A 25,420-nucleotide genomic window follows, 5' to 3' on the forward strand; every position below is an offset into this window, starting at 1 on the left:
AAACTTATGCGCCTCGAACTGCGACTAACGCTTCAGCAACTGCTTTCTTGAAGCGAGCGATGACTTCTACACACTCTTCTTGAGTAATGATGAGTGGACAAAGTAAACGGATTACCGTACCACCACGACCACCTTTCTCAAGCAACAATTTGTTGTCAAAACATGCAGCTTGAACAGCAGCAGCCAATTGAGAGTCTGCCGGATAAGCACCTAAACGGTCTTTTTCTTGGCGTTCATCTACAATTTCGATACCAATCATTAAACCGCGACCACGCACGTTACCAATACATGGGAATTCAACAGCTAATTTTTTCAATTCAGCTTGTAAGAACTCACCACGCTCTTGCGCATTTTGTGCAAGGTTTTGTTCTTTAATGGTTTTAAGCACCACAAGACCAGTACCCATTGCCAATTGGTTACCACGGAAAGTACCCGTGTGACCTGCAGGCTGCCATGCGTCAAACTTACGTTTAATTGCAAGTACAGCCAATGGCAAACCACCACCAACAGCTTTAGACATTACAATCACGTCTGGCTCAATACCTGCATGTTCAAATGCAAACATTTTGCCTGAACGTGCAAAGCCCGCTTGAACTTCGTCTAAAATTAAAACGATGTTGTGCTTTTCAGTCACTTCGCGGATTTTTTTCAACCATTTAATTGGTGCAGTCACTACACCGCCTTCACCTTGAATTGCTTCAAGAATCACAGCTGCAGGCTTAGTTACACCGCTTTCTACATCTTCAATGAAGTTTTCAAAATAATACGTTAAAGCATCTACACCCGCTTCACCGCCAATACCAAGTGGGCAGCGGTATTCATGCGGATATGGCATAAATTGAACACCAGGCATTAAACCATTGACTGCGTTTTTTGCAGACAAGTTACCTGTCATCGCCAATGAACCATGAGTCATACCATGATAGCCACCTGAGAAGCTGATGACTGAGCTACGACCTGTATAGGTTTTTGCAAGTTTGATTGCCGCTTCTGTGCCATCTGCACCTGTAGGACCACAGAACTGCAAGCAGTATTCTTCTTGACCACCAGGCATGTGTGAAAGTAACGCTTCAGTAAAAGCATCTTTCAAAGGTGTCGTTAAATCTAGGGTATGTAATGGCAAACCACTCGCTAAAGTGTCTTGGATGCTTTGAACCACCGCAGGATGGTTATGGCCCAATGCCAAGGTTCCTGCCCCAGCCAAACAATCTAGGTACTCAGTACCTTCAACATCGGTAACCCAACAACCCAGTGCTTTCGCTATCGCTAACGGTAATTTACGAGGATAACTACGCACATTCGATTCCATCTGACTTTGGCGAGTCAAGTAGTATTCGTTTGTGGAATGGTTGGCAGGGTTTACAGAAGTAACGCTCATATCGAATTACCATCTCTGATATGGGTTGAAAGAAATAAGTCTGGTGACTTGCGGTCCTTTGACTCGGTGCTTTTTTGATCTAGCGAGATAGAGTTTTGTTCTTCAAGACTAGGAAGCGGGATAATACCTAATTTTTCTAGAAAATAAACAGGTTTAACCCAAATATTGCCTAATTTCATCGAAAAAACATATCTTGCAGATGATTCGATTGAATTATCATCTTACATTGTGACAAAGGAAAGAAAATTTAACTCTTTCCACTTCCTTTTATACTTTTTTTTACACAATCTCTCAAGTCATGCAGCATTTATTTTCAAAATAGTATAGATCATTATTTTTATTGAATTTTATAAAGCAGTATTTACCGCAATTTTTAACGCATATTTTACAAAGCCACCACAAATTCAACTAAAAATCCTCACAAAGCAAAGTTACTATTTAAATCAATTCAAACGCTTTTCATAAATCCTGATCCCCTGAATAATAGGTCAAAATATGCGCTTACTTTCTCTCGCTGCTACCCTGTTGGCTGTTGGTGCTGCAAGCACCGCTTTTGCCCAACAAAATGAATCTTTAAATTACAATATCATCAATGTTCAAGCTGAAGCTACACGCGAAGTTTCAAATGATCAAATGCACGCTGTGTTATATATTGAAAAAAGTCACAAACAGCCTGCTGAACTTGCATCACAAATTAACCAGTTAATGAGCCAAGCCATTGCAACTGCACGTAAGTATCCACAAGTGAAAGTTGAAACGGGTTCGCAAACCACCTATCCAATTTACGACAACGACAGTCGTAAGTTAAAAGAATGGCGCGGTCGTGCAGAGGTACGGGTACAAAGTACCGATTTTAAAGCAGCAAGCCAATTGGTGAGTGAGCTACAACAAAACTTTCAGACCCAATCTATTAATTTTAGTGTGTCGGATGCACAACGCAAAAAAGTTGAAAACGAGTTGATGGTCGAAGCGTCTAAAAACTTTCAACAACGTGCGCAAATGTTAAGTCAGGCTTGGAATAAATCGGGCTATAACTTGGTTAATTTGAACCTAAACACCAATTCTTATTTTCCGCAACCTGTTATGCGCGCGAGTATGGCTAAATTTGCTGTCGCAGAAACGGCTGTAGCTGATCAAGATATGGCAGCAGGTGAATCTAAAATTACAGTCAATGCAAATGGAACGATTCAGTTTAAATAAACTTGAAGCATGACATGCGTTGTTTAAGTAATAAAAAACCCGCTTAGATATTCCAAGCGGGTTTTTTAATAACTTCAATTGAATGATAACTTACAGCATCATCAATAAATCGCTATGTGGTTGCGATGGATCATCTCCAACGAACGTGCCTCGCCTAACACCTGATGCACTTTGTCAGAAGCCAAGCCTTTGACCAAATCTGCAGAACGTGAACTAAAATTAACACGTCCCACAGCGACACGATGACCTTGTGTATCTACACACTCCACCACATCGCCACGTTCAAAATGCCCTTCTACCGCTTTTACACCCACAGGCAATAAACTGCGATGATTTTCTTTAATGGCTTTGACTGCGCCATCATCAATCACCAAACGTCCTGCCGTTTGTAAATGTGCCGCCAACCACTGTTGATGCGCTGCAATACGGTCATTGTCAGTAATGAACAGCGTACCCAACATTTCGCCCGCCATTAAACGCGCAAGCACGTTGTCACTTTCACCACTGGCAATTAAAGTTGGACAACCCGATTTAGCCGCTAAACGCGCTGCACGGACTTTGGTCAGCATGCCGCCGCGCCCGAACTTGCCGCCACCACCTGCCATATCAAACAGACTTTCATCTAAAGCACGTACAGTATGGAACAGTTTTGCATTTGGATTAGAACGTGGATCGGAGTCAAACATACCTTGTTGATCGGTCAAAATAATCAACAAATCTGCATGTACCTGCCCTGCTACCATCGCAGCCAAAGTGTCATTATCACCAAAGCGAATTTCGTCAGTAGACACTGTGTCATTTTCATTAATGACTGGTATCACGCGCCATTCAATCAGGTTTTGCAATGCATCGCACGAGTTTAAATAACGACGACGATCTGCCAAATCATCATGGGTTAATAGGACTTGTGCAGTTTGAATCTGGTGTTTTTCCAGCACACTTGACCAAGTTTGAATCAAGCCCATTTGACCAATGGCAGCGCATGCCTGAAGACTGGGTAGATCGGTGGGTCGATGCTCAAGTTTCATTCGCACCATACCTTCAGCCACAGCTCCCGATGACACTAAAATAATTTCGTGTCCAGCATTGTGTAGATCTGCAATTTGTCCCGCCCAATGCGAGATTGCATCCAAATCTAAACCTTGCCCATTGGCTGTGAGTAAAGATGATCCGATTTTAACAACGATTCGTTTACAACCCTTGAGCTGACGTTGCCCATCTACCACTTCTATCATCTTGTCCTCAGTCACTTTTTGTAGCGCTTAGCGTACGTAGTACACTTCTACTTCGCCATCTTCACCATCATCGTCTTCGTCATCATCGCCCAGCATACCTGCAAGACGTTGCTGACGGCGCATCTCACGATACGCTTCTTTCGCGGCAATGGTTTGTTCACGTGTTTCAGCTTCCAGCTGATCACGGAATGCTTTCATTTCTGCTGCGTACTCAGGATCTTCAACTTCGCGTTCGCGTTGTTGTTCAATTTGATCCATCAAGTAATACACCACTTGCTGTGTACCCTCAGACATTAAACCTGAAGTTTTGAACACAGGACCATCCCACTGCAATTCTTCAAGAATGTGTTTACACCATTCTTCACGTGAATCTTCAGGAAGTTGATCAAGTTTATTCAACACCAACACGATTGGTAACTTTGCCAAAGTTGGAGAGAATTTTTCCAACTCTTGCAGAATTGCTTTGGCATTGTACGCAGGATCAGAACCATCAATAGGTTGAACATCCACAATGTGCAGTAAAATACGAGTACGCGCCAAGTGTTTCAGGAAGCGAATCCCCAAACCTGCGCCTTCTGCTGCACCTTCAATTAGTCCTGGAATATCTGCCATGACAAAAGAACGATGACGATCTGCATCCACCACGCCTAAATTTGGCACCATGGTGGTAAATGGATAGTCAGCAACTTTTGGTTTTGCCGCAGACACGGCACGAATAAAGGTCGATTTACCCGCGTTTGGCATGCCTAGCAAGCCTACATCGGCAAGGACTTTCAACTCCAGACGGATTTCACGAAACCCACCTTTCGTACCATGCGTGAATTTACGCGGTGTACGGTTGGTAGATGATTTAAAGTGAGTATTCCCTAAACCACCATCACCGCCTTGAGCGACCAATACTTTCTGACCGCTTTCGACTAAATCTGCAATAATATCGCCAGAGTCTGTATCAACAATGGTTGTGCCCACTGGAACGGTCAAAACGACAGATTCACCACCACGACCTGCACAGTTTGCGCCCGAACCGTTTTTACCACGTTCAGCGCGAAATTTACGGGTATAACGATAATCTACAAGGGTGCTTGCGTTGTCGTCGGCTTGAATAAAAATACTGCCGCCACGACCACCATCACCGCCATCTGGCCCACCAAATGGTACAAATTTCTCTCGGCGAAAACTGGCTACGCCATTGCCACCGTCGCCAGCCTCTACGGTAATGACTGCTTCATCAACAAAGCGCATCTTGCCAATCCTCTAAAAACTTTAAAAGCCGTATATTCTGCCATATTTTAGAGAATTTCTCGAATTATATTTATGCAATCGTATGCGTAGATGCTTTTTATCCTTGATTGTTCAAAACACTCATTTCTTTTAGCAATGATATGATCGTTTTTTCTTATTTCTCCTTCCTCATCTAAGTTCTTATAGTGCTTTAACCCTTGTTTGCTTTCTGCCGCCATGTCTAATGCTGTTGCCACCACAACCACGCCTGCTTTATCGCCTAAATTTATTTTACTCATAGCAACCGCCTGTGGCTTGTGTGCGGGATCGGCATATTTTAATCAGCCTTTAATTTATTCAATTGAAAAAAGTTTAGGAATTAGCACCAGTCAGGCAGGCTTTGCTGTGGTTTTGGCACAAATAGGCTATGGACTAGGTTTAATGTTACTCGTGCCTTTAGGTGACTTGCTAAATAAGCGTAAATTGATTGTCAGTCTGATGGTTTTTGCTGCGTTTTCGCAAATTTTGCTGTCTTTTAGCAGCAATTTAGCCATGCTGTATTTCTTTACCGTATGTGCCACTTTTGGTGCGATTTCTGCACAAGTGCTTATTCCATTTGCATCTAGCATCAGTCCACCTGAATCGAGTGCTGCCATTGTCGGCAAATTGATGAGTGGCTTGGTAATGGGGATTATTTTATCGCGCACTTTCGCGGGTTTTGTATCGACCTATTGGTCTTGGCAAGCTGTCTATTTCAGCAGCGGCATCATCACCCTACTTTTTGCAGGCCTAATGTGGACAAAACTTCCATCTACGGCTGCCAATAAAAATTTAACTGTAGCGGGCATTTATCGTTCTTTAATTCAGCTGGCTGTAACCCAGCCACATTTAATTCGTAGAGCCTGCGCAGGCGCTTTGGGCTTTGCCATTTTGTCCTTGGTTTTTACTTCCATGACTTTTGTTTTAGCCAATCCGCCTTATCATTTTAGTGATTTTCAAGTTGGGCTTTTTGGTTTATTGGGTGTGATTGGAATTTTCTCATCAAGTTGGTCGGGTAAAACGGTGGGCAAAGGTCGTGTGAATTTTGTCGCAATATTATGTATTGGCTTGATGTTGTTTTCTTGCATTCCACTCTTTTTTGCACAGCAGAATATTGTGGCTTATGCCGTTGGCGTATTGATGAGTTATTTTGGTCTAACTGCTTTTCACGTATTGAATCAAAACTTGGTGTACCGAATTGATGCCACCGCACGTTCCCGCATTAATGCGGTATATATGACTATTTATTTTTCAGGTGCAGCACTTGGTTCACTGACGGCGGTCTACGCATGGCAACACCGGGGCTGGATGGGTTGTGTTGTCAGTATTTTGGTATTTGCCATCGGGATTTTGCTGATTGATCGTTATGATTTTTCACATCGACGCACTATTTAATCATCCAGAATGTGCTTTGGAGTAGGAACATCTACAGCGACTTCCCTAAAAGATGAGTAATCCATTAGTGAGAAGATTGCTGTGAAGTTTCAGGCAAATGCTGTTCTAAATACTCAATCAGTTGATTCACTCTTGCTGCAATTTGTGAGCCTTCAAAAGTGAGTTGATATTCCACTTTAGGCGGCACCGTTGGGTAAACTGTACGTAAAATTAACCCATCTTGCTCAAGAGTTTTCAGGGTTTGCGCCAGCATTTTTTCACTCACCCCTTCAATGCGCTGTCTTAGCTCACTAAAGCGGTGCAAACCTTCGCTTAAACAATGCAACACCAACATTGACCATTTATTGGCTAAATGTTCTAAACGAATCCGTGATGGACAATCTTTAGCAAGGACTTGCCCGAGTAAGTGACTGGTTGCATATTGCATAACGGTATCCTTCTGTTATTTCTATTGTTCAGGCTTTGAAAGCTTGAAAGCAAAATCAAATCTACTTACTTTTTAGCATAGACTTTATTTTGGTAAGTTTAGAATAGCGTATTAGGTGGAAATTTCAACACTCATCCTTATATTTAAGAATGAAATAAATGCAAAAAAAAGAGCTTCATTTGAAGCTCTTTTTGATTTTAAATTCTGTATCTACAAATTATGCATTTGTTTCAGCAGGAACTTTAGGATAGCTTACGCCGCCCATTTGTTCAGCAATACGCAATACTTGGCAGCTATAACCCACTTCGTTGTCATACCAAACGTAAGCAGTTAAACGGTTGCCTGAAGTAATGGTTGCTTGCGCATCAAATACACCTGCAGTACGCGAACCAATGAAGTCACTTGAAACCACTTCAGTCGAGTTGGTATAACCAATTTGACCTTGAAGATTAGAGTGAATTGAAATTTGACGAATGTATTCGTTCACTTCTTCACGATCTACTTCTTTCTCAAGCGTTAAGTTCAAGATTGCAAGTGATACGTTTGGCGTTGGAACACGTACAGAGTTACCTGTTAATTTACCTTGTAATGCAGGCAATGCTTTCGCAACTGCTTTCGCTGCACCTGTTTCGGTAATAACCATGTTCAATGTTGCTGCGCGACCACGACGATCTGCCTTGTGATAGTTATCAATCAAGTTTTGGTCGTTAGTGAATGAGTGAACAGTTTCAACGTGACCATTCACAACAGTGTACTTGTCATGCAACACTTTTAAAGTTGGTGTAATTGCGTTTGTTGTACAGCTTGCTGCAGAAATAATGGTATCTTCATCAAGAATGTCTGCTTGGTTAACACCGTACACCACGTTTTTCATGTCACCTTTACCAGGTGCAGTTAAAATTACGCGTGCAGCACCTGGGCATTGAAGGTGTTGTGCAAGACCTTCTGCATCACGCCATTTACCTGTGTTGTCAATCACCAATGCATTGTTGATGCCATAAGCCGTATAGTCTACTTCAGATGGGTTAGATGCATAGATCACTTTAATGAAGTTACCATTTGCGATAATTGCTTCATTTTCTTCATCTACAGAAATCGTGCCTGCAAATGGACCGTGAATAGAGTCACGACGCAATAAAGACGCACGTTTTTCTAAATCACCATCAGACGATTTACGTACCACAATTGCTTTAAGGTTTAAGCCACGGCCAAGACCAGATTGACCAATGATTAAACGCGCAAGGATACGACCAATACGACCAAAACCGTAAAGTACAACATCTTTGCTTTCTACAGTTGTTGGATTGCCCGCTAAAGATTTCACAGCGTCTGCAACAAATGCATTTACATCGCCGCCTTTTTCTTTATATTCAACAGCAAGTTTACCTAAGTCGATTTCTGCTGAACCGATGTTGTCTACTTTAGCCAAAGCTTCAAGCAATGGGAAAGTGTGAACAACTGAAAGTTCTACGTCCATCATACGAGTACGACGGTGTGCTTTCAAAATTTGAATCACAGAACGGTTAACTAAAGAACGACCAAAAACTGAAACCATGATATTTTTTTCACGGTACAACTGACCGAGTAAAGCAATCATACGTTCCGCGATTTCTTCACGGTTTTTCCAGCGACCTTGGTGCTCTGCGTGTAGGGCGATGATAGTCTCTTTGCTCACAGATACGTCCTCTAATTAATTGTATATCTAGGCATGAATTTCAAAACCCGATAATTGTAATGGAATTGTCGTCAAGATTGAATCAAAAGCTGGTACTGACCCGAATATTTTCCTATATATTCACTATAAATTCATAAAATAGTTGTAATTATTTTTGTGATTTTAGTTTTTTCAACAAAAGTTCAATTTTTTAGACGAAAAGGAGGATGATGCCAAACCTCATTATCCTCTTGGAAATTTGAATATCTCACCATAACGACGGCTTTTATTATTCAGATGACTGTTGAATTTTCCGCTGTAAATCTTGCTGATTCATTTTTTGCTTTCTTAAATGCAAGCACCCTTCAACCACCAATAATGCAACTGCCAACCAAATTGGGATATAAGTCAGCCATTCCCCTGCTTCAACTCGTTCACCTAACAACATAGACACAAAAGCCAACAGCACAGGTTCTAAATAACTCAGTAAACCAAAAATCACAAAAGGCAAATGGCGGCTGGCCAAAATATAACTGCCAAGTCCCAGTGCACTTAAAAAGCCCAATCCAAGTACCGACCAAATTAAATATGGAAAAGCTGCGATGACATTTACACTGTCACTATAGACAAAGGCCAAATACAGCGAAATAGGAATCACGAGCAGTAAATCCCACCAAAACCCGCCCAAGTGATCGGTTTGAAAGACCCGACGTAAAAAGAAATATAAAGGATAGGCAAATGCCACATATAAGGTTTCCCACGCCACCGTGCCAATGCGCCAGATTTCATGACTGACACCTAGCACGGCTAAGGCAACTGCTGCCATCTGCCAAGTCGATAACTTTTCTTTATATAGCACACAGCCAAGCAAAACCATGATCAAAGGCAATAAGAAATAACCCAAAGAAACCTGCAAACCACGCCCGTTAATCGGCCCCCACAAAAATAACCACAATTGCGTAGTGCATAAAAAAGAACTAAAAATCAGCCAAAGTATGAATTGTGGTTGTTGTTTGAGCCGCTGAAAAATCGCGGAAATATGTTTTAAATCTCCCGACCACCACATAAACAAAGTTAGGAATGGCAAAGTTGCCAACATACGCCACGCAAAAGTTTCTTCGCTGTCTAAAGGTTTGAGTAATTGGGTATAAAAATACAGCACCCCAAAAGTGACCGATGCTAAAACCGATAGTGCAATGCCTTTATACATCCGACTCTCCCCTATATCAGTCGGCATTATACTCATATATACGTTGTTTTAGAGATTGATCGAATGTTCAAAATTTAAAATGACAGGATATAAAAAACCACGCAGCTTTTGCGTGGTCAATTGGTCTGCATACGTTTGTCTGCTTATATCTATAAGTAGCTCTGGAGCTGCTGCAACTTAGTCTGACTTTTTAGTTTGCGTATGTCTGGTATAAATCACATCACTTAAGTCATAACCGAGTGATTTGGCATAGTTCAGATATTCAGTCACGACAGCCTGATCAGGATGCGGCGTACGTGAAAGTACCCATAAATATTTACGGCGTGGTTCACCCACCAAGGCAGTTTGATAGTCATCATCTAGCTTTAACACCCAATAATCACCACGCCCTACAGGCAACCAACGAATGACTTCAGGTAAAAAGCTAACTTTGAGTTTGCTGTTAAAAGGCGCATTTTGTACAAAAGCTTCGCCCAAAGCACGCATTTGTTTGCCATCTTTTGCAATACAACGGTTATCCACCTGCACATTGCCATTTTCATTCAATGTATATGCTGCTGTTACATTTGAACCGCATTTGTTTTGGAAATATAAAGGCTTTCTTGCAACCTCATACCAAACGCCTAAATATTTATCTAATTCGACTTTTTCTACCGTTTTCATCGGTTCATTGGTTTTGGAATATGCCATAGTCGCAGCACCCAAACCAATCAGCACCACACCACCAAGGGCAATTTTGGCAAGTCGCGCACCTGCAAACGGAAGTTTTTTAGCCATTGTCCCAACCTCTAAACTCTAATGTTCAGTCAATTTTGTTTATCTTCTTCAAAAATAACCGCAAGCATTTCAATTTACTGTATGGATATGTAATTTTTGCAACTCAAATTTTACATAGCAAGTTTAGTATGCAAACTCGCACTTACACTGACAGTGCAATTCGCCCCAATTTAGCCAGATTGCAACATTTGCGCTTTTAAACGCAAAATTTCATCACGTAAACGAGCCGCTTGTTCAAATTGCAGTTCTTTAGATGCTTTCAACATCTCTTTTTCAAGTTTGGCAATATGTTTGGCATACAGTTTAGGATCAGCCAAAATGTGCTGTTCATCGTCACTTAAAGCACGGCTTTGTGCATTGATTTTTTCATCAATTTGCTCATCGTTCAGCACTTCACCTGTGTCGATTTCTTTAATCACCTGACGCACTGCACTACGTGGAGTAATGCCGTGCAATTCATTAAATTCAATTTGTTTGGCACGACGACGCTCTGTTTCATCTATCGCCTTTTGCATTGAATCGGTAATGCGATCTGCATATAAAATTGCTTTACCTTTCAAGTTACGTGCTGCACGTCCAATGGTTTGAATCAACGAACGTTCTGAACGTAAAAAGCCTTCTTTGTCGGCATCTAAAATTGCCACTAAAGACACTTCAGGCATGTCTAAACCTTCTCGTAACAGGTTAATGCCAACCAAGACATCATGCACGCCTGTACGTAATTCGTGAATAATTTTGACGCGTTCTACGGTATCAATATCAGAGTGTAAATAAGCCACTTGAATGCCGTATTCTTTTAAATACGAGGTCAAATCTTCAGCCATGCGTTTGGTTAAAGTGGTGACCAACACCCGCTCATTCAATTCTTTACGCAAATTGATTTCAGACAGCACATCATCCACCTGCGTTAACACAGGACGAATTTCAATTTCTGGGTCAATCAATCCTGTTGGACGCACCACTTGCTCTACAATTTGTTGCGATTTTTCCAACTCATATTGTGCAGGTGTAGCGCTCACATAAATTGTGGATGGGACGATGCGCTCCCATTCTTCAAATTTCATTGGACGGTTGTCTAACGCACTAGGTAAACGGAAACCATAATTCACCAAGTTTTCTTTACGTGATCGGTCACCTTTATACATCGCGCCAATTTGCGGAACGGTCACGTGCGATTCATCAATAATCAGCAAGGCATCATCAGGTACATAATCAAACAAAGTGGGCGGTGCTTCGCCTGCAGGTCGTCCAGACAAATGTCGTGAATAGTTTTCGATGCCGTTGGTATAGCCCAATTGCTGCATCATTTCTAAATCATAGCGGGTACGTTGTTCTATGCGCTGCGCTTCTAGCAATTTGTCATGTTCGCGAAAAAACACCAAACGCTCTTTTAGTTCTTCTTTAATGGTACCAATCGCACGTTCCAAATTATCCTTAGGCGTAACATAGTGACTTTTAGGATAAATAGTCACGCGCGGCACTTTACGCACCAATTTGCCTGTTAATGGATCAAACCAACGAATCGAATCGACTTCATCATCAAATAATTCTATGCGAATAGCATGCTGATCAGATTCAGCAGGGAAAATATCTAAAATTTCACCACGAATACGGTAAGTACCGCGCAAAAACTCTAGCTCATTACGGCTATATTGCATTTCCACCAAACGACGGATCAAATCATCACGATTCACCCGATCACCTTGCACCACATGCAGCAACATGCTCATATAAGCATTGGGGTCACCCAAACCGTAAATTGCAGATACCGATGCGACAATAATGGCATCACGACGCTCTAGCAAAGCACGTGTGGCCGAGAGTCGCATTTGGTCAATATGATCATTAATAGCCGCATCTTTTTCAATAAAAGTATCGGAAGATGGTACATAGGCTTCAGGCTGATAATAGTCATAATAACTGACAAAATATTCGACTGCGTTGTTCGGAAAGAACGCTTTAAACTCACCATACAACTGCGCTGCCAGCGTTTTGTTATGTGCCATGACAATGGTCGGACGCTGTGTTCTGGCAATCACATTGGCCATGGTATAAGTCTTACCTGAGCCTGTAACCCCAAGTAATAGCTGATCATGATAGCCCTGTTCTATCCCTTGAACCAATTTTTCAATGGCTTGTGGTTGGTCACCCGCAGGTTGATAGTTGGTGACTAAATCGAAAGGTTGCTTATCACTCACAAATGCAGCTCTCAGGTTTGATGCGACCTAATATTTTAGCAGATTTGCCTACACTCAGGACATCCGAATATGTTGTGGCGATGTTGCGTAGCTACAAAGCCATTGCTCGGTTTTAATTCTGTATTGGACGCTGTTAGAACGAAGATGTGCTACGACTAAATTGAGCACGGGGAAACTGCTTTAAGACTTGACCCACTGGCTATTCAAAGGCAACATGAAATTTCAGGACGACAACCATAAAAGCACACATTCATGACTTACCAATATCACGACGAATCAATTATCAAAAGCCTCCCTGAAGATACTGTTTTCGTATTTGGCAGTAACATGGCAGGACAACATGCAGGTGGTGCAGCACGAACAGCCAAAGAATTTTTTGGTGCCGTTGAAGGCGTCGGGCGCGGTTGGGCAGGACAAAGTTTTGCCATTCCAACCATGAATGAACATTTACAACAAATGCCACTATCGCAAATTCAGCACTATGTGGATGACTTTAAAATCTATGCCAAAAACCATCCTAAAATGAAGTATTTTTTAACTTCAATTGGTTGTGGTATTGCAGGTTATACGGTTGAAGAAATTGCCCCTATGTTTAAAGGCATTGCCCATAATGTGATTTTTCCTGCGTCGTTTCGTCCTTTTGTCGAAAAAGCATTGCCTAAACTAACGCAAAAATTACTACACACCATTTACCGTGATTCTGTGATTTTTACCCCTGCCACCGATGAATTAATTGAAGTCTTGGCATTGAGCGATAATGAAAAAGCCTTGGCTAAAATCATATTGAATACACAAATGTACCCAACTGACAGCAATGGTCGTGATCGGGTCTTTGAAATTCAGGATATTTTGCACAACTTAAATGGTAAGGTATTCGAGTTCCAAAATAATTCAGAAGGCCCAATGCTATTTGGTGCAGCGATTTTGGCTTTATTGGAATTGTATAATATCAACGAGCAAGATTTTAGCGATGTATGGCATGGCGTACGTGAAATCTCGCCGCCAAAACCTGCCAACAAAGCGCGTAAGCATGTTCGTTAATTTCAATACTTTTAAATCCCCATCAATAAAAAATGCCACGTAATTGTGGCATTTTTTTTAGCGCTTACCCATCGAACGACGAGTACCACGTGGCGGTGGCCAAGTCTTATCCGCATATTGCTCAGGTTTAGGACGCACCGAATTATGTACCGCCTGATCATTATCCTGCGCTGTGTTTGGCATTGGGAATGGGAGATTCACCAATGGTTTTTTTGAAGTAGGCTGCTGCTTACTCATGACCATCACTCTTATAAAATTTGGACTATTTTAAAGTTTTTTGCCGCCCGATGCGAGAAACTTCCACCTCACAGCAGTTTTAATCACGATTTCATAGGAAATTGGTCTAATTTGGTGATTTTTTATTAATTTGATGCAATTTTAAACGACGCAGACATCGAATTTAGGCTAAGATAATATGCTTTTTATTTTTTTATCCCTATAAGAAGGAATATGCCGTGGACGTACGTCTCTCTGATCGTGTCAATGCCATCAAACCGTCCCCAACACTTGCAGTAACCAATAAAGCCGCTGAACTTAAAGCTGCGGGTCATAACGTTATTGGTTTGGGTGCAGGTGAACCGGATTTCGATACACCACAACACATCAAAGATGCAGCTATTGCAGCAATTAATAACGGTTTTACAAAATATACTGCTGTTGACGGTACGCCTGGTCTTAAAAAAGCCATTATCGCAAAATTAAAACGTGACAATAATCTTGACTACCAAGCGAACCAAATTTTGGTGTCTTGTGGTGGTAAGCAATCATTCTTTAACTTGGCGTTGGCTTTGTTAAACAAGGGTGATGAAGTGATTATCCCTGCACCGTTCTGGGTAAGCTATCCAGATATGGTGATTATTGCTGAAGGCGTGCCAGTCATTGTGGAATGTGGTGAAGAACAACGTTTCAAAATCACGCCTGAACAATTAGAAGCTGCGATCACTGACAAAACACGTTTAGTGGTGTTAAACAGCCCATCTAACCCTACAGGTATGATCTACACCAAAGCTGAATTAGAAGCTTTGGCTGCTGTACTACGTAAATACCCTGAAGTATTCATTGCATCTGACGATATGTATGAACCAATCCGTTGGGATGATGAGTTCTATAACATCGCAACAGTTGCACCAGACCTTTATGACCGCACAATCGTATTAAACGGTGTGTCTAAAGCTTATGCAATGACTGGCTGGCGTATTGGCTATGCAGCGGGCCCTGCTAAACTAATTGGTGCGATGAAGAAAATTCAATCTCAATCGACTTCTAACCCAACTTCTATTTCGCAAGTTGCTGCAGAAGCTGCATTGAACGGCCCACAAGACGTACTTGAGCCAATGGTTGAAGCATTCAAACGCCGTCACGACTTAGTTGTAAATGGTTTGAATGACATCAAAGGTATTTCTTGCTTACCTGCAGATGGCGCGTTCTATGCGTATGCAAACATCAAACCATTGATTCGTGCGAAAGGCTTAAAATCTTGCACAGAATTCTCTGCTTGGTTATTGGAAGAAACTGGTGTTGCCGTTGTTCCTGGTGATGCGTTCGGTTTAGGCGGTTTCATGCGTATTTCTTATGCAACTGCAGACGAAGTGCTTGTAGATGCGCTTGCACGTATCAAAAAAGCAGCAGAATCAATTGAAGGTGTAGATGAAGCGATTGCTTCAATCGAAGCTGAAAAAGCTGCCAAATAATCTAAACCTGTTTAGATGAACAAAACCCACGATTGAATCGTGGGTTTTTGTTTTAATTACGTTTTTTCACTCATCATTTTTCCTCATTTCTGAGGAGAGAGATCACAAATAACGCTTTTAAAAAGCCTCAAGATCATTTCTTGATTGATATAAAAATTCCAATACAAAAAAATCAAAACAACAGCAATCTAAACGGTTTTATACACGAGGTTTGGTTAAAATCACCATCAAAATACCACACAACACGATCAAGGTTGCCACGACCATCAACAGGGTGAGTTGTTCACCTAAAAAAATCACACCGCCTAAAATCGCCAAACACGGTACAGAAAGTTGCACAGTACTTGCGGTAATGTGATCAATTTTTTTCACAATGCTGTACCACAACACATACGCGCCAGCCGAAGCCAATGCACCCGACAACACTGCCAAAACCACACCCTGCCAAGTGATAAAACTTTCGGGTAAATACCAAAGAAAAAATACAGCAACAAGTGGTGTCGCCAGAATGAAATTAGATAGAGTATTGGTTAAAGCATGCTGCATCGTCTTTGCAGCAATACTGTAAAAACCCCATGCAATACCTGCCAGTAACATCATCAATGCATATTTGAACGTTGGCGTACTGGCTTCAGGCAATAGCAACAAACCCATCCCCAATATAGCACAACCTAACCCGACCCAGCGCGGCAAAGTCATGCGCTCACCATGCAAAATCGCATAACTGATCATGGTGATTTGCACTGCGCCAAATAGAATCAATGCACCAATGCCTGCATCTATATGCAAATATGCCAACGAAAAACCGAGTAGATATACAGCAAGGCTTAATGCAGATTTCCATTGGAATTGAATTGGTTGTTGAACCTGCAAAACAGCATAGAATATGCCTAAGCACACTGCCCCACTGCCAACCCTGAGCAAACTAAAACTCATAGGGTCAATTTGCTGTTCAGCCAATGCCAAACGACACAGCAAAGAATTTGCAGCAAATGCGAGCATGGCAATGCATATTTTAATCCACACGGCTGAATATCCTTTTCAAGCTGTTCGCAAATTTTTATCACAGTTTATAACACTATTTTGGTGCGAGTCATTTAACTCGATTCAATGCAAATCTATTTGGCTGGCAATGATCAATCATCATAGATTAAACACTGTTTTTCAACGCAGTAATCAGTTCTGATTTAGACACTGTAGGTTGAGATGTTCCTTTATATTCACATAAATAGCGAAAAGCAAAGTCTAATTCTACACGCAATTGTTTTTGTTCAGACACAGACCACACGCGTGAACGGTTACTCCCCGAAAGCGCGCTGCCCGCCAGTTGGTACAAATACAAATCATGATCACGCTGCAATGGTTTTTTTGTGCCGTTGTCTGGATGGTCTGAAAGCAATTGGCAGGTCGATTGAATGAGCCATTTTTCACTAAACCACAACTGCAATAAATCGCCCAAATACAAATCTTGAGGTGCCAAAGGCCAGACATGAATAAACGCGCCTTCTACAGCAGTGTAGTATTGTTCAGGCGTAGACAAGATAGAAAGATAATGTTCTTGATAATAAGAAAATTGAGAAAAAATGTCAGAAATGCTGAGCGTATTCATTCGCTTACTCCGATTTAGCCATTTTAGTGCTGGCAAGTTGGGTTAAATCCACACTGTTTAAGATGCTACTTAAACGCTTTGTTCTGTCACTCAGACTAACAACCGATTTTGTGTAACGCAAGTCTTGTGGGTGATTTTTTAATAAAATTTTGTTTTTTGTTCAAATAAAAAGCATATAAAGTCAAAATGAAAGAAACATGACAATTTATGCTTGACCCTTGCTTAAATCTGCTTATAATCGCATTCAGATTCTCCCATAGCTCAGTCGGTAGAGCGACGGACTGTTAATCCGCAGGTCCCTGGTTCGAGCCCAGGTGGGAGAGCCAAATTCTAAAAAGCCCAAGCATAACGACTTGGGTTTTTTATTGCCTAAAATTTATGGATGATGTGGTCTGTAAATAACCAAGCAGCGATTCATGCCTTAATCGTTCAAAAAGAAGAATGTAACTGTTTTGGGCAATTCAGCTTAATGTAATTCCTAATCTTAGCCTTGATCATTTCTAAGTGACTTAGGCAACAATCCACAATCAAAATACCTAAGCAATAACTTGATTGATAAAAAAACGGAACCGAAGTTCCGTTTTCTATCTTAGATCATCTACAAGTTTTAAGCGGCTTGCACAGGCACACCACTATGAAAACGGAACAGATCATCTGGACTTAAAATAAGATTCTTTTCCACTTCACGTATATGCTGAATTCGCCCCTGAATATCTTCTTCAGGGTTTTTCAGTTTTGCTGTTTTTGCTACATCCAAAGCCAGTGCCAAATAATCTTCATAATGCCGTGATTCTGATTTCAGTAAATAACGGTAATACTTACCTAATTCTTCATCTACCAATGGCGCAAGCGCATAAAACCGCTCGCATGAACGTGCTTCTACAAAGGCACCTATCACCAAAACATCAATTAGTGCTTCAGGTTCATAGGTACGGATTTCTTTACGTAAACCGCCTGCATAACGCCCTGCACTTAAACCCTGCCACATTTGCCCACGCTTTGCCATGAACTCTAGCACCTGCTCATAATGCAGCATTTCTTCGCGTACCAACTGTGCCAGTTTGACCTGCAAATCGGTAAAAAAGCTGTAACGAAACATCAGATTCATGGCTGTGCCTGCTGCTTTTTTCTCACAGTTAGCATGATCTTGCATCAAAATATCTAAATTATTTAATGCTTCGTTCAACCATTCTTTGGGTGTTTCGCAGCCTAAAAATGCTATCACAGGCTGCATCAATTCATCATAATTTATGCTGGACATAACGTTTCAAATTTTATCTTTCAATTTTAAATATGCAGATTAACGCGCTGCATCAATCGCAGCTTTCATGCGTTTAACAGCCTGTTCCAAGCCGACAAATACAGCATCACCAATTAAAGCATGACCAATATTTAACTCATGGATGTGTTGAATAGCGGCAATTGCACCTACATTGTCCAAGTTCAAGCCATGCCCTGCATTAATCACTAAGCCACGGCTAGCTGCATATTCTACGCCCTGAACAATACGGGTCAATTCGGCTTGCTGTGCAGCTTCATTTTCTGCATTGGCATACGCGCCTGTATGAATTTCAATGGTCGGTGCACCACATGCAACGGCCGCATCAATTTGTGCAAGATCTGCATCAATAAACAGTGACACATCACAGCCAATTGCTGTTAATTCCTGAGTAGCGGCCTTAACTGCTGCAAAATTGCCTACTACATCCAAACCACCTTCAGTGGTTACTTCTTCACGGCGCTCAGGTACCAAACATACATGCTGTGGACGAATTTCTTTGGCAAACTCGATCATTTCTTCAGTAACTGCCATTTCCAAATTCATACGAGTTTTTAGCAACGGACGCATACGACGCACATCATCATCCTGAATATGACGACGGTCTTCACGCAAATGCAAAGTAATCCCCTCTGCACCCGCCTGTTCACAAACTAATGCGGCCTTCACAGGGTCTGGATAGTTCGTGCCACGCGCTTGTCTTAAAGTTGCCACATGGTCAATATTGACACCGAGTAAAGCCATAATAGGTTCCTACATTACGCTTGGGTTTGAGAATTCTGAATCCACAATTGGCGACTTTTTAAAGGTCGATCACCCAACAGTGAACTAATCATTTGTCGATACAGCCGAGACAGTAATTGTAACTGCTCTGGGTTAAAATCCCTACCTTTTTCATAGTCGCACATACTGAGGATCTGTGCGCCAAGCAAATTGGCTCGTGAAGCTTGTGTAGTAGGGATAAAACCATCATTCAGTTGAAAATGATAATGTAGATTGGGCTGAATCGGCTCTTGATTCGCATCGACTGAAAAATCAATCGCATAGCCTAATTCTTCCAATAATGCATGTTCAAACTGACGTAAAATTTGTCTTAAAAATAGATTAGGATTTTCTTGACTAGATAAATGTTGTAAATGCGCCAAAGTCTGGTGATATTGCACAAAAGTTTCAGGCATTTCCACTTCGGCAGAACACAAGCGCAACACAATTTCATTTAAATAAAAGCCTGAAAAAAATGCATCACCAAAGAAAAAAACGGGTTGATTGACAATTTCCAGCTTAGTGAAATTTTTAAGGTCTGATTTTCCCGAAGCTTGTATGCGAATCGGTTGATATTGTGGCGGTGGCATTTGTCTTAAAATACCATCGACCCGCCCATGTTCGCGGGTAAACAAATGCACAATATGGCTACGTTCGCGGTATTTTCGATGATGGATTAAATAACCATGCAAGATTTCATTACGCATGATTGCGTCAATTAATCCTATTCTTTAGAGGATTCTTGTTTGGATTTTTCTTCGTCATCACCATCTGGAATGACAGCACCAACTACAGCAGCAGTGCCTTTCACCACACCTTTTGTGGTTTTGTAGGCGACTTTTACGGGAACTGTCACAACTTTGTGAATACAACCTTGCAAGACAAACATACATGCCACAATGGCCAACACTTTCATCATCACAGTTCCCTTTTCGTCAAACTTAGATATCACTATATCCTAAGCTTTTTAATGCACGTTCGTCATCAGACCAACCACCTTTGACTTTCACCCAAAGCGTCAGCATGATTTTTTGCTCGAACATTTTTTCCATGTCGACCCGTGCATCCATACCAATTTTTTTCAGCTTCGCGCCTTTTTCACCAATCACAATGGCTTTTTGACCTGGGCGATCTACAAAAATAGTGGCATCAATATAGGTACATGGCGCTTTCATACGACCCGTTTTTTCATTTAAAACCGCATCTTCAGTTTTAAATGATTCGATTTGCACGGTTAAATCGTAAGGCAGTTCTTCGCCCAATTGGCGCATGATCTTTTCACGGATAATTTCAGATGCCAAGAAACGTTCTGAACGGTCTGTGATTTGATCTAGCGAGTACAACGGTGGCTGGAATGGCAAATAGCGTTCAATCGTGTCACGCAAATGATCTAGGTTCGCGCCGCGCAATGCCGATACAGGTACAATTTCGGCAAAGTTCATTAACTTGGCACGTTCTTGAATAATCGGCAAAGCCTGATTTTTATTCTCAAAAGTGTCGAGTTTGTTAATCACTAGAATCACTGGCATTTCTGCATTTTTCAGCTTTTCTAGGACTAACTCATCATTTTGCGTCCATTTTTGTGCATCCACCACAAACAAAACCAAGTTCACATCACGCAAAGCAGATGATGCAGCACGGTTCATCATTTTGTTGATGGCACGGACTTCTTTTTTATGCATCCCTGGTGTGTCTACAAACACAGCCTGAGATTTTTCACGTGAATCAATTCCCACAATTTTGTGACGTGTGGTTTGCGGTTTACGTGAAGTAATGGATAGTTTTTGACCCAATAAGTGGTTCATGAGGGTCGATTTACCCACATTCGGGCGACCAACAATCGCAACAAAACCACTGCGGAAATCAGATGGAATTTCAGTTCCCTGACCGCTAAAGAATTGGTTAATTAGGTCATTGGCGTCGTTATTCGACTCGTGATCAGCATCTACGTGATCGGAATGGATGGTCATTCAGACTTTTGCTCCAAGAATTTTAAAATATCTGCCGCAACTGCCTGCTCGGCAAAGCGACGGCTTGAACCTTCACCCTTCATTACAGGCAAACTATCGACTCGGCATTCCACAATGAAATGCTGATTCGGTGCATCGCCCTGAATATCTACAACCTCGTAAACCGGGAGAGGTTTTTTACGTGCTTGTAAATACTCTTGTAAGCGTGATTTAGGGTCTTTGAGTTGATCGGTTGGCTCAATATGATCTAAATAAGGGCTATACCATTTTAGCACAATCGTTTGCAGCAAATTCAAATCACCGCTATCGACATAAATGGCGCCAATAATCGCTTCTACGGTATCCGCCAGTATAGACTCACGATGATGACCACCAGATTTCAATTCACCTGTACTGAGAATTAAATTTTGGCTGAGCTTTAAATCATTGGCAATTTTACCTAAGGCTTCCTGACGCACCAGTGTTGCCCGCATGCGCGTTAAACGCCCTTCATTTTCATGTGGATAAGCCACATATAAATAATTGGCAACAATCATTCCCAACAACGAATCGCCTAGAAATTCCAGACGTTCGTAATTGTGTTTATGACTCACCGAGCGGTGAGTCAAAGCCAATTTAAGCAATTCAGGTTGCTTAAACTGATAACCGATTCGGCTGGCTAGACGGGTCTCATTTAGCTTGGACTGAGCTTTGATCAAAACTTTTCTCGAACTTCATTACAATATCAATATTCAATAAGAAAGGTTTTCTTATTTCATATTCTTTTTTCACTTCTAAACCATCGACGTTAGTCACTTGAGCCACATCTGCAAATTTAATATCGCGAATGTTGTTCATGCTTAAACGCTTGTCCATTTCACCAATAAACTGTTGTGGTGATAGATTTTTTGGCCCATTTAACAATTGTTCTTCAATTTGATTGTCCAACATTCGATCATCGAAATATGGTGCCCAAACTGCAACTGCTACTTTTGCCATAAATGCAAAACCAATAATTGCAATTAAAATTGCAATATAGGATGCCCCTTGTTGATGACGCATTTTTTATTTTCCTAATCTGCTTTATTAATCAATTTTGCCGTTACGACTAAATGACGGCAAATTAAACCCAGGTTCTTTATGCATCCAGACATAGAATGCACGGCCTGTTAGGTTTTCCTCTGGTACAAAGCCCCAAAAACGACTGTCAGCACTTTGATCGCGGTTATCCCCCATCGCGAAGTAATGACCTTCAGGTACTTTGACTTCCCAATATAAACCATTTTCTGCTGAATATTTACCATTGTCTACATAGTTCAGGAATGGTGCCTGACGCGCCACGTTTACACCTTCAAGCTCGCGCATGGTAAATGTATGCGCCCCTAAAGTTTCCTGATGGTAAATTGAAGTAGGTGTATCTAGACTGTCTTTTTCACGGCTAAACTGGATTGGGGTTTTCGTTACTTTCTCGCCATTAATGCTCAGCTGACCATGATCATAAACAATATGATCGCCTGGTAAACCGACAATACGCTTAATATAACTAATGCTTGGTTGTGGTGGATAACGGAACACCGCAACTTCGCCACGCTCAGGCGAACCCACATCTATAATTTTGCTGTTAATAATTGGCAAACGCACGCCATATTCAAACTTGTTCACCAAAATAAAATCGCCCGTTTCTAAGGTTGGCACCATAGAATCTGACGGAATATTAAATGGTTCATACAGGAATGAACGCAGTACCATCACCACTGCCAAAACAGGCCAAAAATCATAAGCCCATGTGATAATGAAGTTTTCATTGCCTCGCCCTTTCGTCGCTCTTTGTTTAAATACAAATTTATCGAGCAGCCACACCGCAATAAAAAATAATGTGGCAGGAACGAGAATCAAATTAAAATCAAAATCCATGGGCTTGTTATCCTTATAATTTTAGCGTTCGACTTTAAGTACGGCCAAGAAAGCTTCTTGCGGGATTTCAACACTTCCCACTTGCTTCATACGTTTCTTACCTTCTTTTTGCTTGGCAAGCAGTTTCTTCTTACGAGAAACGTCACCGCCATAACACTTCGCAAGTACGTTTTTACGCATCGCTTTCACGGTTGAGCGCGCAATAATTTGTGCACCAATGGCAGCCTGAATAGCCACATCAAACATTTGACGCGGAATCAAGTCTTTCATTTTTTCAACCAAGGCAATACCACGGTGACGTGCATCCTGACGGTGACAAATCATCGCTAAGGCATCAACTTTTTCACCGTTAATCAGTACATCTACTTTAACCAAAGATGAACTTTCAAAACGCACAAAGTTATAATCTAACGATGCAAAACCACGTGAACATGACTTCAATTTATCAAAGAAATCCATCACGACTTCTGCCATTGGAATTTCAAAAGTAATAGACACTTGGTTACCCAAGAATTTCATGTCTTTTTGCACACCACGACGCTCAATACATAGGGTCATGACGTTACCCAAGTATTCTTGCGGCACTAAAATATGACATTCCGCAATCGGTTCACGCAAATCTTCTACAGTTGAACCATCAGGCATTTTAGATGGACTGTCGATATAAACCGTTTCGCCATTTTTCATCACAGCTTCATAAATAACCGTTGGAGCTGATGAAATTAGGTCTAAATCGTACTCACGCTCTAAACGCTCTTGTACGATTTCCATGTGCAACATGCCCAAGAAACCACAACGGAAACCAAAGCCTAAAGCATCTGAACTTTCAGGTTCAAAGAACAAAGCTGAGTCGTTAATTTGTAGTTTGTGCAAGGCTTCACGGAACGGTTCAAAGTCGCTGGCATCAATTGGGAATAAACCTGCATAAACCTGCGGCTTAACTTTTTTAAAGCCTGGTAAGGTTTCTACTTCTGGTGTAGTTGCGAGTGTGATGGTATCACCCACTGGCGCACCAAAAATATCTTTAATACCCGCAATAACAAAGCCAACTTCACCTGCTTCCAAAATACCTGTTTCGGTATGTTTTGGATTAAAAATACCAACTGAGGTAATAATGTGCGTTTGACCTGTCGATTTCATCAACATTTTATCGCCTTTACGCACGCGACCTTGCTTGATACGTACCAGCGACACAACGCCCAAATAGTTATCAAACCATGAGTCAATAATTAAGGCTTGCAATGGCGCATCACGATCACCTTGTGGTGCAGGAATGACATTCACCAAGGTTTCTAATACATTGTCGATGCCTAAACCTGTTTTAGCCGAACAGGTGGGTGCATCTTGCGCTTCGATACCAATAATTTCTTCAATTTCATGAATCACGCGCTCAGGTTCTGCCTGCGGTAAATCAATTTTATTCAGTACAGGTAAAACTTCTAAGCCTTGCTCAATTGCGGTATAGCAGTTTGCAACTGATTGCGCTTCTACCCCTTGTGCCGCATCGACTACCAATAGCGCACCTTCACAAGCTGCCAAAGAACGTGATACTTCATAGGAAAAGTCAACGTGTCCTGGGGTGTCAATGAAGTTTAACTGGTATTCCTGACCATTTGGATGGTTGTAGTATAAAGTCACTGAGGTGGCTTTAATGGTAATCCCACGCTCACGCTCAAGCTCCATAGAATCCAACACCTGAGCTTGCATCTCACGATCTTGTAAACCACCACAGGTTTGAATGAAACGATCTGCTAGAGTCGATTTACCATGGTCAATATGGGCAATGATCGAAAAGTTACGGATGTTTTTAATATCAACAGTTTTTTTAGCTTGCGCCATGGGTTACCTTGAAAAATAACACGCTCTGCACCTCAAAATTCATGCAGAGCAAAAGCCGAATAGAAATTGCGAAGGATTATAGCAGATGGATTTTTCAATGTATCCATAATAATGACTTCCTTTTGCAGCCTCACGCGTTTTTCTTTTTATTCGAGAGTTTCAGGCTTTTTATGCAGAGATGTGTGTCGTAATTAAAGTGAGAATTGAAGAATACTTCATGCTATTTGAAACAGGTGAATACCCTCTTTAACAACATCGACAGCAATAACATGCAGCAACTTTCAATGACGCTACACTTGGTGAGAGGTGGTCCCACTTGTTTGAACAACTAAAAGCGTATTTATAAGTGATATTCCGCTCTAGTTAAGCCACCTTGTTTTGTTGGGGTAGCTGATCATAGTAAAACTCATTTGGTGTCATTTTGTCTAGACTCGAATGAGGTCGTTTCAAATTATAAAACTCAAAATATGCACTTAATTGCTTTTTCGCATCTGTGACACTGCTATAAGCTTTGAGATACACCTCTTCATATTTAACGCTCCGCCATAATCGTTCAACCATCACATTATCTACCCATCGACCTTTACCATCCATACTGATTT

General features: G+C 41.4%; 26 protein-coding genes and 1 tRNA gene. 5 read left to right on the forward strand and 22 right to left on the reverse strand.

Going from position 1 to position 25,420, the window contains the following annotated elements; genetic code table 11:
• Positions 1-4 precede the first annotated feature (4 nt).
• Positions 5-1,378: a diaminobutyrate--2-oxoglutarate transaminase gene (locus FTT74_RS01225; RefSeq protein WP_004971681.1), complete on the reverse strand. Its 1,374-nt coding sequence runs from the start codon at positions 1,376-1,378 to the stop codon at positions 5-7.
• A 495-nt stretch (positions 1,379-1,873) separates the two neighbouring features.
• Between FTT74_RS01225 and FTT74_RS01230 the strand changes: the two genes are divergently transcribed.
• Complete coding sequence (locus FTT74_RS01230) at positions 1,874-2,578, forward strand: SIMPL domain-containing protein (protein WP_004971683.1); 705 nt, start codon at positions 1,874-1,876, stop codon at positions 2,576-2,578.
• 101 nt (positions 2,579-2,679) lie between these two features.
• Here FTT74_RS01230 and proB read toward each other — a convergent pair whose 3' ends face one another.
• Genes proB through FTT74_RS01245 form a run of 3 tightly spaced genes read right to left on the reverse strand, consistent with a single transcriptional unit; the run spans position 2,680 to position 5,291 of the window.
• Positions 2,680-3,813 (reverse strand): glutamate 5-kinase, encoded by a 1,134-nt coding sequence (proB, locus tag FTT74_RS01235; protein WP_004971685.1) that lies wholly within the window; start codon positions 3,811-3,813, stop codon positions 2,680-2,682.
• Positions 3,814-3,840: 27 nt separating this feature from the next.
• Positions 3,841-5,055: an Obg family GTPase CgtA gene (cgtA, locus tag FTT74_RS01240; RefSeq protein WP_179988339.1), complete on the reverse strand. Its 1,215-nt coding sequence runs from the start codon at positions 5,053-5,055 to the stop codon at positions 3,841-3,843.
• A 47-nt stretch (positions 5,056-5,102) separates the two neighbouring features.
• Complete coding sequence (locus FTT74_RS01245) at positions 5,103-5,291, reverse strand: hypothetical protein (RefSeq protein ID WP_154320879.1); 189 nt, start codon at positions 5,289-5,291, stop codon at positions 5,103-5,105.
• On the opposite strand from FTT74_RS01245, the gene FTT74_RS01250 reads away from it, so the two are divergent.
• Positions 5,272-6,468 (forward strand): MFS transporter, encoded by a 1,197-nt coding sequence (locus FTT74_RS01250; RefSeq protein ID WP_179988338.1) that lies wholly within the window; start codon positions 5,272-5,274, stop codon positions 6,466-6,468. The two genes, FTT74_RS01245 and FTT74_RS01250, sit on opposite strands and share 20 nt — an antisense overlap.
• Before the next feature lie 64 nt (positions 6,469-6,532).
• Here the strand turns inward: FTT74_RS01250 and FTT74_RS01255 are convergent, their stop codons facing one another.
• The 5 genes from FTT74_RS01255 to uvrB all read right to left on the reverse strand — a co-directional run bounded on the left by FTT74_RS01255 (position 6,533) and on the right by uvrB (position 12,734).
• Complete coding sequence (locus FTT74_RS01255; protein ID WP_004971692.1) at positions 6,533-6,895, reverse strand: helix-turn-helix domain-containing protein; 363 nt, start codon at positions 6,893-6,895, stop codon at positions 6,533-6,535.
• A 217-nt stretch (positions 6,896-7,112) separates the two neighbouring features.
• Positions 7,113-8,570, reverse strand: coding sequence for a glyceraldehyde-3-phosphate dehydrogenase (locus tag FTT74_RS01260; RefSeq protein WP_004971695.1), 1,458 nt, complete (start codon positions 8,568-8,570; stop codon positions 7,113-7,115).
• 268 nt (positions 8,571-8,838) lie between these two features.
• Positions 8,839-9,759, reverse strand: coding sequence for an EamA family transporter RarD (gene rarD, locus FTT74_RS01265; RefSeq protein WP_179988337.1), 921 nt, complete (start codon positions 9,757-9,759; stop codon positions 8,839-8,841).
• Positions 9,760-9,936: 177 nt separating this feature from the next.
• Positions 9,937-10,536 (reverse strand): lipocalin family protein, encoded by a 600-nt coding sequence (locus FTT74_RS01270; protein ID WP_004971700.1) that lies wholly within the window; start codon positions 10,534-10,536, stop codon positions 9,937-9,939.
• Between the two features lie 170 nt (positions 10,537-10,706).
• Complete coding sequence (uvrB, locus tag FTT74_RS01275) at positions 10,707-12,734, reverse strand: excinuclease ABC subunit UvrB (protein WP_104851763.1); 2,028 nt, start codon at positions 12,732-12,734, stop codon at positions 10,707-10,709.
• A 252-nt stretch (positions 12,735-12,986) separates the two neighbouring features.
• On the opposite strand from uvrB, the gene FTT74_RS01280 reads away from it, so the two are divergent.
• Complete coding sequence (locus FTT74_RS01280; protein WP_004971705.1) at positions 12,987-13,775, forward strand: hypothetical protein; 789 nt, start codon at positions 12,987-12,989, stop codon at positions 13,773-13,775.
• 57 nt (positions 13,776-13,832) lie between these two features.
• Here the strand turns inward: FTT74_RS01280 and FTT74_RS01285 are convergent, their stop codons facing one another.
• Positions 13,833-14,012: a hypothetical protein gene (locus FTT74_RS01285; protein WP_004971707.1), complete on the reverse strand. Its 180-nt coding sequence runs from the start codon at positions 14,010-14,012 to the stop codon at positions 13,833-13,835.
• 218 nt (positions 14,013-14,230) lie between these two features.
• On the opposite strand from FTT74_RS01285, the gene FTT74_RS01290 reads away from it, so the two are divergent.
• A complete protein-coding gene (locus FTT74_RS01290) occupies positions 14,231-15,466 on the forward strand; it encodes a pyridoxal phosphate-dependent aminotransferase (protein ID WP_004971708.1) in 1,236 nt (411 codons plus the stop codon).
• 198 nt (positions 15,467-15,664) lie between these two features.
• On the opposite strand, the gene FTT74_RS01295 is transcribed toward FTT74_RS01290, so the two are convergent.
• Entirely contained in the window at positions 15,665-16,492 is an 828-nt protein-coding gene (locus FTT74_RS01295; protein ID WP_179988336.1) for a DMT family transporter, read from the reverse strand.
• A gap of 124 nt (positions 16,493-16,616) precedes the next feature.
• Complete coding sequence (locus FTT74_RS01300; RefSeq protein WP_004971712.1) at positions 16,617-17,075, reverse strand: hypothetical protein; 459 nt, start codon at positions 17,073-17,075, stop codon at positions 16,617-16,619.
• Between the two features lie 250 nt (positions 17,076-17,325).
• On the opposite strand from FTT74_RS01300, the gene FTT74_RS01305 reads away from it, so the two are divergent.
• Positions 17,326-17,401: transfer RNA gene (locus tag FTT74_RS01305), tRNA-Asn, on the forward strand.
• A 281-nt stretch (positions 17,402-17,682) separates the two neighbouring features.
• On the opposite strand, the gene FTT74_RS01310 is transcribed toward FTT74_RS01305, so the two are convergent.
• The 10 genes from FTT74_RS01310 to FTT74_RS01355 all read right to left on the reverse strand — a co-directional run.
• Complete coding sequence (locus FTT74_RS01310) at positions 17,683-18,336, reverse strand: tRNA-(ms[2]io[6]A)-hydroxylase (RefSeq protein ID WP_004971715.1); 654 nt, start codon at positions 18,334-18,336, stop codon at positions 17,683-17,685.
• A 39-nt stretch (positions 18,337-18,375) separates the two neighbouring features.
• Positions 18,376-19,101 (reverse strand): pyridoxine 5'-phosphate synthase, encoded by a 726-nt coding sequence (gene pdxJ / locus FTT74_RS01315; RefSeq protein ID WP_026438307.1) that lies wholly within the window; start codon positions 19,099-19,101, stop codon positions 18,376-18,378.
• 11 nt (positions 19,102-19,112) lie between these two features.
• On the reverse strand, positions 19,113-19,826 hold the full coding sequence (gene recO, locus FTT74_RS01320) for a DNA repair protein RecO (RefSeq protein ID WP_026438188.1): 714 nt from the start codon (positions 19,824-19,826) through the stop codon (positions 19,113-19,115).
• A gap of 14 nt (positions 19,827-19,840) precedes the next feature.
• A complete protein-coding gene (locus FTT74_RS01325) occupies positions 19,841-20,035 on the reverse strand; it encodes an NF038104 family lipoprotein (RefSeq protein ID WP_154320888.1) in 195 nt (64 codons plus the stop codon).
• A gap of 22 nt (positions 20,036-20,057) precedes the next feature.
• Positions 20,058-21,086: a GTPase Era gene (gene era, locus FTT74_RS01330; protein ID WP_218618915.1), complete on the reverse strand. Its 1,029-nt coding sequence runs from the start codon at positions 21,084-21,086 to the stop codon at positions 20,058-20,060.
• Positions 21,083-21,784, reverse strand: a complete 702-nt coding sequence (gene rnc / locus FTT74_RS01335) for a ribonuclease III (protein ID WP_004971722.1) — start codon at positions 21,782-21,784, stop codon at positions 21,083-21,085. The genes era and rnc overlap by 4 nt, the downstream gene beginning before the upstream one ends.
• Complete coding sequence (locus FTT74_RS01340; RefSeq protein ID WP_178865619.1) at positions 21,756-22,127, reverse strand: DUF4845 domain-containing protein; 372 nt, start codon at positions 22,125-22,127, stop codon at positions 21,756-21,758. Before FTT74_RS01340 ends, rnc begins: the two co-directional genes overlap by 29 nt.
• A gap of 24 nt (positions 22,128-22,151) precedes the next feature.
• The gene (lepB, locus tag FTT74_RS01345) at positions 22,152-22,979 is read right to left on the reverse strand and encodes a signal peptidase I (protein ID WP_004971724.1); all 828 of its coding nucleotides are present in this window, start codon (positions 22,977-22,979) and stop codon (positions 22,152-22,154) included.
• A gap of 21 nt (positions 22,980-23,000) precedes the next feature.
• Positions 23,001-24,818 (reverse strand): translation elongation factor 4, encoded by a 1,818-nt coding sequence (gene lepA, locus FTT74_RS01350; RefSeq protein WP_004971725.1) that lies wholly within the window; start codon positions 24,816-24,818, stop codon positions 23,001-23,003.
• 363 nt (positions 24,819-25,181) lie between these two features.
• The coding region (locus FTT74_RS01355; protein ID WP_026438351.1) for an integrase core domain-containing protein at positions 25,182-25,420 on the reverse strand (239 nt) is incomplete at its 5' end.

It is taken from the genome of Acinetobacter sp. YH01007 (assembly GCF_013420425.1).
Taxonomy (GTDB): Bacteria; Pseudomonadota; Gammaproteobacteria; order Pseudomonadales; family Moraxellaceae; genus Acinetobacter; species Acinetobacter towneri.

What these genes read in the sequence shown, in the direction of transcription:
- FTT74_RS01225 (WP_004971681.1), bottom strand. Translation starts at nt 1,378, where the DNA reads ATGAGCGTTACTTCTGTAAACCCTGCCAACCATTCCACAAACGAATAC.
- FTT74_RS01230 (WP_004971683.1), top strand. Translation starts at nt 1,874, where the DNA reads ATGCGCTTACTTTCTCTCGCTGCTACCCTGTTGGCTGTTGGTGCTGCA.
- proB (WP_004971685.1), bottom strand. Translation starts at nt 3,813, where the DNA reads ATGATAGAAGTGGTAGATGGGCAACGTCAGCTCAAGGGTTGTAAACGA.
- cgtA (WP_179988339.1), bottom strand. Translation starts at nt 5,055, where the DNA reads ATGCGCTTTGTTGATGAAGCAGTCATTACCGTAGAGGCTGGCGACGGT.
- FTT74_RS01250 (WP_179988338.1), top strand. Translation starts at nt 5,272, where the DNA reads ATGTCTAATGCTGTTGCCACCACAACCACGCCTGCTTTATCGCCTAAA.
- FTT74_RS01255 (WP_004971692.1), bottom strand. Translation starts at nt 6,895, where the DNA reads ATGCAATATGCAACCAGTCACTTACTCGGGCAAGTCCTTGCTAAAGAT.
- rarD (WP_179988337.1), bottom strand. Translation starts at nt 9,759, where the DNA reads ATGTATAAAGGCATTGCACTATCGGTTTTAGCATCGGTCACTTTTGGG.
- FTT74_RS01270 (WP_004971700.1), bottom strand. Translation starts at nt 10,536, where the DNA reads ATGGCTAAAAAACTTCCGTTTGCAGGTGCGCGACTTGCCAAAATTGCC.
- FTT74_RS01280 (WP_004971705.1), top strand. Translation starts at nt 12,987, where the DNA reads ATGACTTACCAATATCACGACGAATCAATTATCAAAAGCCTCCCTGAA.
- FTT74_RS01285 (WP_004971707.1), bottom strand. Translation starts at nt 14,012, where the DNA reads ATGAGTAAGCAGCAGCCTACTTCAAAAAAACCATTGGTGAATCTCCCA.
- FTT74_RS01300 (WP_004971712.1), bottom strand. Translation starts at nt 17,075, where the DNA reads ATGAATACGCTCAGCATTTCTGACATTTTTTCTCAATTTTCTTATTAT.
- FTT74_RS01310 (WP_004971715.1), bottom strand. Translation starts at nt 18,336, where the DNA reads ATGTCCAGCATAAATTATGATGAATTGATGCAGCCTGTGATAGCATTT.
- FTT74_RS01325 (WP_154320888.1), bottom strand. Translation starts at nt 20,035, where the DNA reads ATGATGAAAGTGTTGGCCATTGTGGCATGTATGTTTGTCTTGCAAGGT.
- era (WP_218618915.1), bottom strand. Translation starts at nt 21,086, where the DNA reads ATGACCATCCATTCCGATCACGTAGATGCTGATCACGAGTCGAATAAC.
- FTT74_RS01340 (WP_178865619.1), bottom strand. Translation starts at nt 22,127, where the DNA reads ATGCGTCATCAACAAGGGGCATCCTATATTGCAATTTTAATTGCAATT.
- lepB (WP_004971724.1), bottom strand. Translation starts at nt 22,979, where the DNA reads ATGGATTTTGATTTTAATTTGATTCTCGTTCCTGCCACATTATTTTTT.
- lepA (WP_004971725.1), bottom strand. Translation starts at nt 24,818, where the DNA reads ATGGCGCAAGCTAAAAAAACTGTTGATATTAAAAACATCCGTAACTTT.